The sequence below is a fragment of the Janthinobacterium leeuwenhoeki genome, from assembly GCF_051380795.1.
Lineage (GTDB): Bacteria > Pseudomonadota > Gammaproteobacteria > Burkholderiales > Burkholderiaceae_D > Janthinobacterium.
On sequence record NZ_JBNYXT010000001.1, the window covers coordinates 181,155 to 194,575 of the forward strand.

The window sequence follows — 13,421 nt, forward strand, 5'->3', positions numbered from 1 at the left end:
GCCCGAAGTACCAGTCTGACGGCAGGAGATTTACGCGTCTGTACGCGAACGAACGTTCAGCCTCAAGCCGCGCCGGCTCGTGCCGACGCCGCCCTGCGCCGCGTAACCCGTGTGGCGGGCGCAATGGTCGAGCGCCTGGCGCAGGGCCGTATCGACATTACGCAGCGACATGTCATGCCGCTCGGCCACTTCCTGGCGGGTCAGCTCGTCCACGCGCAGCGCTTCGAGCACTTGCCGGTGGCGCCGCGGCAGCGAGTCGACGGCCTGCGCCAGCCGGCGCACGTCGGCCTGCAACTCGGCCAGGCGTTCCGGCCCCGCCGCCGTATCGGCCAGGAAATCGACCAGGCCGGCAGCGCCATCCCCATCACCCTCGTCCGCATACAACCAGGCGCGGTTGCGGCGCAGGCTGTCCATGGCCGCATTGCACGCCACGCGGAACACATAGGCCACGGGGCTGTGCGCCAGCGCCGCGCCGTCCCCGGCCGCCAGCGCGCCCAGCCGCAGCCAGGCGTCGTGCAAGCTGTCGCTGGCCATCTCGGCGCAGCCCAGGTGGCGCGCCAGGCGCCGGTGCAGGGCCGCGTAATTGCTTTCCAGCACCGCTTGCAGTCGGGCGCCCTGCCCTGGCGCCGGCGTTGGCAGGAGCGCCACGTCGTTGGCCGCCTGCAAACGGGGCCGGATGGCGGGCCGGTACCAGGCCATGCCGGCCATGCGCAAGGGCAAGACAGCAGCCATATTGGCCATGCCGGCCATCATGGCGACAACCTGCTGCGCTCTTGCGCCGTCAGCTGGCGCGTGGCCGATTCCGGCAGCGGACCCAGGCCCAGCACGCGCACGGCGCTGCGCGGGTTGTAGTCGGCCGCCTCGATGCGCGCGCCGTCCTGCGGCATCGATTGCGCGCTGTCCGGCGGTGCGTCATTGCCAAAGCCCAGCACGCGCACCGTAAACACCGATGGCTGCGCCGAACGGGTGGCGGCGCGTTCGCGCTGCACCACATCCTGCGCCGCGGCCGTGGCCTGGGAAGCTGCCGCGCTGGCGTTGGTCATGGCGGCCACGTTGACGGACGCCACCGTCGGCATGCCCTTCGCTTCGCCCTTGACCTGGATATTCGCCGCGTTCATCACTGTCAGCGCGGCCAGGTTGACGTTGCCCGAGACGCGGATGCCCGCCTCGCCCGCGTCGATGGTGCCCAGCGGGGCCAGCAAGTCCACGTCGCCGGCCGGCACTTGCGCAATCGGCGCCAGGGTGGCGATGCCGGCGCCCGTGCTCGGCACGTCGGACGACAGGGTCACGTTGCCCCAGTTGTCAACCACGCGCTTGGGCGGCGTGTAGACGATGGTCGACTTCGAACCGCGCCCCGCGTTGATGTCGCCCGTCGACGACCAGCCCAGGATATCGCCGCCAAACGTGGTCATGATGCGGCTCTGGCCCAGCAGGATGCTGCCATGCGAGAACAGCTCGATATTGCCGCTGCCCTTGGTGATGACGCCCGAAGTCGACGGCGGCGCCTCGCCTTCGATGCCGAACACCTGCTTGCCGCCCGGCGTCAGCAGCTGAATGTCGCCGCCGAAGTTGGTATGCACGTAGCCGCTGCGGGGGAAGTACTCCCAGCGCTGTTCGCCGTCGTTGCGCTTGGCGTACAGGCCGCGGTACATGATGATGTCGCCCGCATACGAAATCGCCTTGCCGCTGGCGTCGGTGGCCGGCGCCAGGCCCGCGATAGCGTTGCGGCTGCGCAAAAAGCTGCCATAGCGCGCGCTGTCCCGGTCGTTGTACTCGCGCCCGCCCGCTTTCAGTTCCGCGAAATACACATTGCGGGCGAACACGCGCTGCTGCGGCTCCGGCAAGGCCAGGTAGTAGGCCAGCGCCTCGGCGGGCGTGCCCTTGAAGCCATAGCGTTCACCGAGCCAGGTGGCCAATTCGCTGTCGTACGATTTCACCACCTTGCCGGCCTGGTCGGCCAGTGGCACGCCCTTCTGCGCCACGTTGGAGGAGTCCAGGTAGGGCTTGACGAAGCGCAGGTAATCCAGACCAGCCGCGCCCACGCCCGCCTGCATGGCGATGCCGGCGCCCGGGCGCTTGTCGCCCTGCACAATGGGGCCGAGGCTGACGACGCTGCCCTTGTCCTGCATCAGGATGTTGCGCCCGGCGCTGATGTCCAGCGTGCCAGGGCCGGCCACGTTGAAGGAACTGTTCAGGATATCGCGCCCGGCCGAGACCACCGATACGTCATACGCATTGTTATGCACGAACAGGTTGCTGTAATTGCGGAACATCATGTCGCCGTTGTCCCTGCCGTCGATGGTTTCCAGCAGCGCCGTGCCGCTGCCGACGATATCGCGGCCCGCCTTCATCCACACCGGTTGGGCCCCTTCGTACCAGGTGAGGCCCGCATGTTTGGCATCGTAGAACTCGACCATCCGGCCACTGTTGACGCCGATCAGATCGCCCTTCACGGCGTAGATGCGCGCCGCTTGCGTGCCGCTGTTAGCCGGACCGGCGGCGGAATCGGGCCCGAAGGCGAACAGCGGAAAGTTCCACTGCGACGACGGCACGCCCGTGCTCGATACATTGCCACCCGCCGACGTCAGGCTGCCAGGCTGCAGGCTCCAGCCCTCGAAGGCCGGCTTGAAAGGCGTGGCCATGCTGTCGGCGGCCGCGCCGGACTGGCTGACGGCGTAGCCGCCCGCATAGATGGAGTCGCCGGCCAGCCATTCCAGCTGGGCGTTGGGCGACGGCGCCAGCAGCAAGGGCTCCGTGTAGATAGTCGCGCTACCCCAGTCCGTGATGGTCTTGCCATAGTACAAGCTGCCATTCGCGGCCGCGGCCCGCACGATGGAGGGGTAGACGACGGCCAGGTCGGTGGCCGTGCCGATCGGCGCCGTCAGCGGCGTCATGTTGCCGCCGGCGGAAAACAGGTCGAGCGCCGTGCGCCGCGTCCACAGGCTGAACCAGCTGTAGCCGGCGCCCGGTTCGCCGGCCGCGCTGATATACGGCGCGGCATTGAACATGAGCACGCGGCCGGGGTCGGCCACGTCCTGCAGCACCTGGTCGCCCAGGGTTGCCACGCTGAAGGTGGCATCGCCCGGCACCAGGGTCATGCCGCCCTGCGGCGTGGCGCGCGTGGCGCGGAAGGCGTCGAAGGCCCGCGTTTCCAGCGGCACGTGGTCGGTCGAGCGCGTGCCGTACTGCAGCGCCACGCTGCCCAGCTGCGCAGCCGACACCTCCACGTGGCCGCGCAAGTCGGCCAGCGCGCCATTCAGATGTCCTCCGTTGGGCTGGCTGGCGGGATTGAGACCGCCGCCCACGCGCAGGTCCAGGTCGCCGCCGCCCGTCAGTTGCAGGCTGCCATCGGCCAGCACGCGGCCCGTGCTGCCCACGGCCAGCAGCAAGCCCTGCGAGCGCGTATTGATGTTGGTGTTAAAAACGGTGGCAACCTTCGGCGCCAGCACGCCCGCATCGCCCGCCACGTCGGCGCGCACATTGCCGCCGCCCAGGGTGCCGAAACCCGTAAAGCCCAGCACGGTATCGGCCAGGGTGTCGCGGCCCACATAGCTGCCGAAATTGATCCACCACGCCGTCGGCTGCGCCGCACCGCCCGTGGCCACGCCGCCGCTGCCCTGGCGCCACAGCCAGTTGCCCACCGCCACCGTATCACCGATGCCATCCTTTCTGACGGGGCGCCCGCTGGTGGCGGCAGACGCGCCGACCAGCGAGCCGCTCAGGTCGCCGGCCACCTGCAGCAGCAGATTGCCGCCCTGCTCCGGATACCAGGCGCGGTAGAGGCTGTCGGCGCCGCCATCGACCAGGCGTTCATGCGCGCCATCGGGGTTGGACAGCACCGTGCCGTCCAGGTTGCGCGCGCGCGGCAGGTTGTACGGGTCGCCGGCCGCCGTCGCCACCGACGACATGCCGGCCGTGTACACGCCATACAGGCTGTCCATGCGCAAGTCGCCGCCGCTGACCAGGTCCAGGTCGCCCGTGCCCGTGCGCAGCACGCTGTAACGCAGGCTGGACGCCTTGTAGTCATACGTGGGGCTGGAAACGGTACACCAGCTGGGGTTTTCCTCGCAAATGGTCAGCCATTTCAGCGCCACCGGATTGACCACATCGCCCGCCTTGACGCTGGGGTCGGCGAACTCTTCCGCGCCGGCCCTGGTCCATACATAGGCCACCTTCAGCACGCACATGCTCGCGTCGTTGGCGCAAAATTCCGCGACAGTCTGGCCAAACTGGCTGATAAATTCCTCGGTGATGGGCGCGCCCGCCACGATGCCGACGACGCCCTCGCGCTCGCCCAGCTCCTGCGCTTCCTTGGTCCAGTGCTGCACGCCCTTCGGCGGCACCGGCACGCCATACATGCCGTAATGGCTGTCGGCCAGACGCAGGGTGCCGTGCGCGGGATGCGCCTGCACGCTGCGCGTGTCGGCCGCCTCCAGGTCGGCGCCAGCTGCCAGGCGCATGCCCCACGCTTGCGAGCCTTCGGCCAGCATCGGCGCGATGGCCCATAGCTTGCCCTGGCGGCCCGCCACTTCCGGGCGCAGTTCGATGGCCTTGACACCGGGCAGCAGCTTGACGTCGGTGCCATTCGGGATCAGCGCGCCGACCGGCAGCGCCAGCTTGCCATTCAGCGTGACCACGTTGCGCTCGCCCAGCAAGCCCGGCAAGGCGATGCCTTTCGGCCAGGTCATGGCACGCACCTTGACCATCTGCGCCACCGCGCTGCCCGCGTCGAGGCGCGTGCCGGCTGTCAAGGTCTGTTCCGTGGCCAGCAGGGTGCCCGCCGCATGGACGATATTGCCGGCGCCGTCGCGCACGGCGGCCGCCAGTACCGTGCCGGCCGGCAAGGTGAGCGCCTGATTCAGAACCACGTCCACGGGCAGGCGCGTGTTGGCGCGGAAACTCAGGGCCTTGACGGGCACGTCGTAATTGAGCGTGACGCCGCCCGGGAAGATGGTGCCGTCGGCCAGGGTCACGCCCTTGCCCGGCACAATGACGTCACTGCCGTTGAAGTCGCGCCCCGGCAGCAATTTCCAGCCATTGTCATCGTTGGTAGCGGGCGGCGGCGCGAAGCCGTCATTGATGCTGCCATAGATATTCAAATCGCCGCCGGCGCGCAGCAGCAGGCTGCCCACCTCGCCCGAACCGCGCACAGTCGTTTGCTGGAAGCGCGGATTCAGGCTGGCGTAGCGCATGCCGGACAAATCCAGGTCGCCCTGCACCACCAGGTCGCCGTCCGGCGTCTTGCTGACGATATCGACGCCGGGACGCAAATGCAGCGCATCGGCATACGCGGCCGTCGTCAAGCCTGCCAGTTTGCCGTTGCGCAAGTTCGTATTGGCCAGCGCCGCATCGATGAAGGCCGTGCTGTCGGCATGCTTGCTGTCGAGGTAAGCCTGGTTGACCACCTGGTAGGGGCGACCGCTGACCGACAGGTCTTGCACCAGCACGCCATTGGCGTCGGCCACCATGGCGTAGGCGGCGTCGTCATAGCGCTGCATGGCGTTGACGGCGATGGATTTCGCGCCGCGCACGGTGAAACCGCCGCCTGCCGCGATGGCGATGTCGCCAAAGGTGGCGGCGTCAACGTCCGTGCGCGCGCCGCCGCTGCCCAGGCGCGGCGCGCTCAGTTCCAGCGTGCCGCGCGCCGCGCCATCGTGTTCGCCCTTGCCCTTGCCTGCCACGGCCGCCGTGCCGTGGCGCACGTCGATCTGCGCGCCGCCGGCCAGGTCCAGCAAGCCCTCGCCCGCGTTCAGTTCCACCGTGGCCCGGTTCGGGCTGTCGATGATCTTGCCATAGCTGTCGACGCGCAAGAGCGTGCCATGCGCGTCGAGCACGGCATTGCCGGCCAAGGTGACGCCGCGCTTGCCGGCCAGGCGGATGCTGCCCACGCGCTCGCCGCTGGCATCGATCACGCCTGCGACGGTGAGGCGGCCATTGTCGACGGACACCTGCACTTCGCCCGCCTTGAGCTCATTGCCGATGCTCAGGTCGCCCTGCTTCAGCTGGAAGCTGCGCCCGCCCGTTACCGCGCCTTCCGTGAGGCGCTTGTTCAGCGCGGCGAACTGGCTGTCCAGCGTGCCGCCCGCCCCCAGGGTTTGCGCGCGCACCTCCACACTGCCCTTCTTGTACGGCACCACGGTGCCGCCCGCGTCGTAGCTGCCGCTGGCGCCACCCAATATCTTGCCTTGCAAATCGACCATGCCGGCCGCGCCATCGAGGGCCACGGCCTTCAGACTGCCGGCGCGGTTGTTCTCGGCCGACAGGTCGATCACGCTGCCGGCAGCTGCGCGGATATCGCCGGCGCGGCTGTCCAGGGTCACGTCGCCGCCCCAGCTATATTTATCCACGTCGAAGAAGCTGCTTTTGCGGCCCGCCATGTCGATGCGCGCGCCGTCGGCCACGCTGATATCGTGCTGCGCCTTGACGCTGAGCTTGCCGCTCGGCAACACCACGGCTGTCGCTACGCTCACGCTTTCGCCGTTCAAGGCCAACTGGGCGCCCAGCGCGGCGTTATTTTTGGCGGGAATGGCGGCCGCCGCGCCGGCCGGCGCCGTCACGGCCAGCGCGCCGCCCGCCGTGTAGCTGTGCGCGGAACCGGCGTCGCCCGTCAGCAGCGGCGTGCGGATGTTCAGATTGCCGCCGCTGTACTGGAAACCCTTGCCCGTTGCATACGCGCCCTGCGCCTGGTAGACGGACAGGCTGCCCTTGTGGTTGGCCGTGACCTGGCCCGACGCTTTCAGGTTGACGTCGCCAAAACCCAGCGCCAGGCGGTCGAACGAGACGACGCCGGGCGGCTGCGTGAAGGGACCGAAGCCGAAATCGATGCGCTCCGCTTCCAGGTTCAGCGTGCCGCTGCCCGTGCCGGCGCCATGCGCGATCACGTTGCCGGCCGGCGACAGGGCGCCGCCCCAGATCAGGTTGGCCGTGCGGATGGTGGCCACCGTGCCCGCACCACCCTGGCCATACATGGCCGGCGTGGTCAGCACCAGGCGCTCCAGGTTCGATTTTCCGCTCGCCTTGTCGTAGGTATCGAGCGCCACGTCGCCATAAAAATTGACGCTGTCGGCCGCGTTCAGCATCAGCGCCTGCAGCGCTGGCGCGCCCGTGCTGGTGTCGCCGCGCAGCAGGCGGTCCAGCAGGTCCTGGTTCAGGGTCAGGCCGGTGGGGCGCGTGCCGCTGGCCTGAGCCGCCGCCAGCGCCTCGTTCGAGCCGATATTGATGGCGCCCACGGCCAGGCTCAGGTTGCGCGTGCCGTAGCGGGCCGTATCATGGAGCTGGAAGCTGCCGCTGGTCGCCAGCAGCAGGGTGCCTTCCGAGTACAGACTGGCCGTGCCGGCGCAAGCGTCGTCGCACATGCCGATGCGGATGCCGCCGCGCGTCGTGCCGCTGACGGGCGCCACATTGAGCAAGCCGTTCGACGCGGCCAGCACGTGCACGTCCGGGCGGCTCTTGTAGATGAAGCCATCGTTGGCGTCGTACGCAGCCTTGCCGCGGCCCAGGGTGTTGATGCCGGCGCCGGAGGCGATATCGATCAGGCCATCGCCCAATTCGTAGTTGCCAGGGTCCTGGGCGACCAGGAACACTTCGGGCGCCGACAGGACGGCTCCCGCGCGCAGGTAGATGGCGCGCGCCGACTGGACGCCGAAGTTCACGTAATTGCCGCCCTGGCCATATTCCACGGTGGGCGAATTACCCACCACGATACGGGCCGCGCCGATATTGTTCAAGCTCGAAGCGCGTATGCTGACCTGTTTCGCGCCACCGGTGGCCGGCGCGCCGTCGGCAAGGATTTCAATCTCGCCAGCGGAGCTATCGCTCGAGATCAGCACCACCGTGCCGCCATAGCCGCCCTCGGCTGCGGCGAACTTGCCCGCGCCCCGGAACTGGAACGTGTCGAGGCCGCCACCTTGCGCCAGGGTCAGCTTGAGCGTTTTGGCATCGGACGGCAGCATGGCGCGGGGAATGCCGCGCGTTTGCGCATCGGCCAGGGCAAACGCGGCATAGCCCGTTTCGTTGTACTGCGAATACGTGCGCAAGACCTTCGCCGGCGTGAGTATCAGCTGGCTGGCCAGCGGCGCGCGAATGTCCGTGCCGGCGATCGACAGGGTGCCCGGCGCGGCCCAGGAACCGTTGCGCAAGGACTGCGCCACGGTGCCGGCACTGCCCTGGCCCGCCAAGCCGTTCAGTTCCACGCGGAAGGCGCCCGGCAGCAAGGCATAGGTCGAGGGCATCAGGGTGTAGGTACCAGCGGGCAAGCCCGGCACGCCGCTGCCTAGCGTCACCTGCCGGCCGATGACCGCGTCGAAGGCAGCCGAAGGCGCTTGCGGCGCCTGCACGCCCGGCACGATGGCGTACACGGGATTCGTTGCCAGGCCCGGCAAGACGAAACCGCCCTTCGCTTGCACTTGCGCCAGCGGATGGTAGCGCGCGTCGGTGGAGCCGCCACGGCCCGCGATGAAGCCGGCCCCCGTCAGTTCGCCGCCGCCGGACAGGTCGAGCAGCGCGCCCGGCTGCACGTTCACGGCCACGCCGGCCATCTCCATGCCGACGCGCAAGCCGCCTTGCGCATTGAAACCGCCCACGCCCATGAAGGCGGCCAGCTTGCCATCCACGTTCCAGCTCTGGCCATCGACGGTGCCGCCATACGGCATGACCAGGCCGGCGCCGCTGATGGAGCTGATGCTGTTGGCCAGCAAATTGACCGTCAAGCTCTTGTCATCGTCATAGCGGGCCGCGCCGATCGCCAGGCGTCCCAGCGGCGCGCGCACCACGCCGCCCTGCTCGATATGCGCAGCCTCCAGCTCCAGCGAGCCGAAGGCGGAATACGGCATGGCCGGTACGCCCTCGGTCGTGCGGGCGATGCGCAGGCTGCGCGCCGGGTCGTAGCCGGGCTTTCCATCGACGCGGCCATAGCCAACGCGCGCGGCGGCGCCGGCGCCCGTTTCCGGATACAGCTGGGCCGCAGCCAGGGTCATGTCGCCCGGCGAAGAGAGCACCGTCGTCGCCTCCGCGCCGCCCCAGCCCAGCGGAGACAGCAGGAAGCGCAAGTCGCCGCGGCTGGTGAGGCGCACGTCGTCGGCCAGGATGGCAACCATGCCGCGCACGTCGATCAGGTCGCCCGTCATGCCGACCTGGCCAGCCATCGGCGACTCCCCCGCGCTGCCCGGCGTGACATAGAAGTCGCGGCCGGCCGGCTTGATGCTGGCCAGGCGCACATACGGCGCCGCGATGCTGACTTTCGCGCCCGGCTTGCTGCCGGGTGTCAGCATGGGTGCACCGTATAGCTGGAAACTTTGCTGCAGTTGCAGCGACACGTCGCCATCGAAGGAGGCGGCGCCCAGCAGGGCCAGCTTGCCGAAACCGCCCGCTTCCACCTGCTCCACGGAAAAACGCCCGTGGCCGTACTGCAGCGCCTGCGCCGCGTCCTGCGCACTGACGCCATCGGCCAGGTCGCTGGCAACCTTGCGCTGCGTCAACGCCAGCTGGCGCCCCTGCAGCACCTTGTCCGTCGCCAGCGTTTTCAGATAGACGGGGGTACCGGTGGCCACGGACAGGCTGCCGCCTGCCGCGCCCGCGCCGCCAGCCCGGGCCAGCAACTGGCCATCGAGGTACAAGCCATTGTTCGACGCCAGCGCGATGCTGCCGCCCGCGCTCGCCACGCCGATGGCGGCGCCGTTCACGTCCAGCACGGCGTGCGCGCCGGAAGCGTCGAGCACGGCGCCGTCGCGCACGACGACAAACTGGCTGACCGCCGACGTGCTGCCCTGCGCATGGTCGATCTCGCCGCCGACGACGATGCTGCCGCCGTCCGCCACCTTGCCATAGCGCCGGCCCTGCGCGTCCGTGGCCGTGACGGCGCGCGACGCCACGTCGAGCACGGCGTTCTCGCCGATCCACAGGGAACGGCCATGGCCGGCCGCTTCCACGGCTTCGGACACATCCACGCCGACGCCCACGCCACCGAGGCTGATCTTGCCGCCCCAGGCATTCAAGCGCCCTTCCACCGTCAACTGGCCCACGCTGGACAGCTTGATGGCCTGGCCCGCATCGACATTCACCACGGCATTCTTGCCCACCAGCAGTTCGGCGCTGGCCATGTCGGCCGCATCGGACTGGACATCGCCCACCTGCAAGGCCAGGCTGGCGCCCTTGCGCTGCGTCAAAGTACTCTTGTGCGCGTTTTCCGTGTATTGATCCGGCGTCCACAGGGCCAATTTCTCGTTGTCCACCACGCGCAGCACGGGCATGCGCACGTCGACCTGCGTGCCATCGGCTACAGCCACGCCCTGCTTGCCGACCAGGCTATAGCTGGAAAAGCCCTTGTCAAAGAAGTCACTGCCCAGCTGCACGGTGCCGGCTGCAGGCTTGTCAGCCTGGCCAATGACAATCCTGTTAGCCTGCAGCTCCAGCTTGCCGCCGCCTTGCACGCCATGGCCGCGCACTTGCGCGCCTTCTCCCAGCAGCAGGTCGGCCTTGGGCCCATAACTGGCCAAAGTCACATTGCCGCCCTTGCCGCCCTGCTGTTTCGCCTGTGGAAGGATGGCCGCGCCGGAGCTCACGTCGATCAGGCTGCCATTGCCGATGCGCACGTCGCCAACCGCCCGCAGGGCCACGCTGCCGCCGTTCAGGTACGGCAGGCCGGCGGCGGCCAGCGGGTCGCGCAGCACATTGGCCAGCAAGCCGCTGGTATCGAGGCTGACGCCATCGGCCAGTATCAGCTTGCCCACAGGCCCACCAGGATTGACGAAGGTATCGACCATGCCCAGCGCGCCGATCTGGTTCAGCACATTACCGGCCAAGATGCTGCCGCCATGGCTGCGCAGGCTGGCGTTCACGGCCACGTCCTTGCCGTACAGGGTGATATTGCCGCCATCGGCCACCTGCAGCGCGCTGTCGACGGTGATCGCGCCTTTCGCGGCGATGCGGATGGCGCCCAGCTGTTGTTCGTTCAGCAAGTTGGTGTCGAGCAGCAGCCTGCCCTGGCGCTCTGCAGCCAGCACGTCGGCCACGTCGAGGCCGGCCGCGATGCCGTCCTGCACGCGCGTCAGGCGCACCTCGTCCATGACGGCTGACAGCGCATGCTGCAGCACGCCCGTGCGCTTGTCGAACATCGGCTGATATTGCCCGACGATCAGTTGACCCCGCTGCGCGGCCGCCAGCTGCGACTGCTGGTAGCCGTCGAGCAGGGCCTGTGACGCCTGCGTCTGGCGCTCGCCCTGGAAGACGTCGCCCGCAATCCCCCCTTCCAGTACGGCCGACCCGGTGGCGATCACCAGCTTGCCCGCGTCGCGGCCCACCGTGTAGCCGTTTTCCAGGCGCTGTTGCGCGGCGATCAATGGATTGGCGTAGAAGGCGCTGGCATCCTTGCCCCAGCGCGCGTGTTCTTCCTCGTAACCCTTGTACACGCCAAGGTAAGCCAGGTCGGCGGGCGCGCTGCCCGCCTCGTACAGCTTGCCGTCCGCGCCTTTCAGCCAGGTCTGGCGCAGCGCGCCCGTCTGCACGTCCAGGGTACCGCCCGACAGGTTGATACCGGAGCCGGCCTGCGTGACGACATCCTTGCCGCCGAAGGTCACGCTGCCGCCCTGCGCCATCCACTCGCTGACGGAATGGCCTTGCGTGCCCAGGTAGCCGGCCACTTCCAGCAAGCCGCCGGCCGTGTACCAGCGGTCGCTGTCATAGCCGTTCGTGCCCTTCGGCACGAACGCCAGCTTGCGGCGGTCGACCCAGATATTGCTGTTGATCAAGGCCTTGCCGTCGCGGTTGACGGGCGCATCGCGCTGCTCGTTGCCCTGCACATTGATCTCGACATTGTTCGCTGCCATGGCGACCTTGACGCCCACGGCGCCGGAGACGTCGAGCTGCGCCCCGTCGCGCACGAGGCTGCGGCTGGCCGCATGGACGGCGATCTGGCCACCCGTAGCCAGGGTCAGCGAGTCGCCGAGCAATTCCACCGTGCCGGCACTGCCGATCTCGATGCGCGACTGGTCGCGACGGTCGTTCACGGCGGCGATGTTTTCCGTCGCCACGGCCGGCCCGCGCATGGCGTCGCGCTGGCTGTCGAGCGCCGTCGTCTTGCCGTCGTCCTCGACCAGGATGGCCGTGGTGGCACCGCGTCCAAGGGTGACTGCCGCGTCACTGCCCAGCGAATTCAGGTGGATGGTGCCGCGCGTGGCCGTCGTGGTGGAAGCGAGCAGCACGCCTTCCTGGCGCACTTCGCGCCCGGCCAGGGTGATGTCGCCTTCGCGTGCCTGGATCAAGCCCGTGTTGACAACCTTGCCCGCCGTGCTGGCAGCCGCGAACTGCGGCGTGACTTCGCTGCCGCGCGTGGTCGACAGCGGGTTGCCATCCGTACCCACGCCTTTTTTAATGGCAAAACTGTCGCCGGCGGCCAGCAGGGCCTGCCCCTTGGGCGTGCTGATTTCGCCCCCGTTGTGTACCTCTTTGCCCAGCAGCATCACATTACCGCCGCCCTCCGTGCTGCCCTTGGGGGCATTGCTGGCGATGCGCGCACCCGCCTGCACCTGGATTTTGCCGGCCGCATCGGTGAACGTCCTGCCGCCGGCCGTGCCGGGGCTGTAGATGCCGTTCTTCTGGAATTGCGTATCGCTGATACGGGCAGCGGCCGCCACCAGGCTGCGCGTATCGACCTGGCTCGTGCCGGTAAACACGATGCCGTTGCGGTTGACGAGCAGCACCGTGCCGTCGGCCTTGATCTGGCCCTGGATCTGGCTGGGACGGGCTTGTGGATCATTGACCCGGTTCAGCACGGCCCAGTCTTTTTGCTGCTGGAAGGTCAGTGTCGTGTCCTTGCCGACGTTAAACGTTTCCCAGTTCAGGATGGCCTTGTCCGCCGTCTGCTGCACCACCACCGCCGTCTTGCCCGCCGCCACCGTCTGCACGGGTGCCTGGGCGTTGAGCCAGCCGGCCGTCAGGCTGTTGGTGTCGACCTGCAAGCCGCCTTGCGCGAGACCATTCGGCACACCGGGCACGCCGGCTGCAGCCTGGCGCGCCTGCGCCTGGGCCGCTTGCTGCGCGGCGATGGCGCGCGCGGCCAGGTTCAGGTTGTTGAGCGAGCGCTGCAACTGCTGATTTGCCTGCTGTTGCTGGCCCTCGGGGCGGCTGCCCAGCGGCAGCGGCTGGCCATTCGGCAAGCGGCCCGAGCTGGCCGCCGTATTTTGCGCCGCGCCCTTGGCCGCGAACCAGCCGCCGCTGAACGCCTGCTGCGCCCGCGCCGGCGTAGTGAAGGCGCCCGCCATCAGCATGGTGGTCAGTGCGTAAGCGAGCGGCGTGAGCCGCAAGCGGCTGCCCAGCGTGGAGGACCGCTGCGCGCCCGTATCAACGTTTGGGACTGGGCGCTGGGCAGTGTGAAGCTTGGTCATGGCAATGGTTTCCTGGCTAGAGAGTAGGGAACGGAGCCTGGC

2 protein-coding genes are annotated in these 13,421 nt (G+C 68.6%); both read right to left on the minus strand.

The genetic code is table 11. The features are described 5' to 3' along the window. Positions 1–30: 30 nt before the first annotated feature. Positions 31–753: an RNA polymerase sigma factor gene (locus tag ACQ4WS_RS00720; RefSeq protein WP_436472758.1), complete on the minus strand. Its 723-nt coding sequence runs from the start codon at positions 751–753 to the stop codon at positions 31–33. Then, the gene (locus ACQ4WS_RS00725; RefSeq protein WP_436472760.1) at positions 750–13,379 is read right to left on the minus strand and encodes a filamentous hemagglutinin family protein; all 12,630 of its coding nucleotides are present in this window, start codon (positions 13,377–13,379) and stop codon (positions 750–752) included. Before ACQ4WS_RS00725 ends, ACQ4WS_RS00720 begins: the two co-directional genes overlap by 4 nt. Positions 13,380–13,421 lie beyond the last annotated feature (42 nt).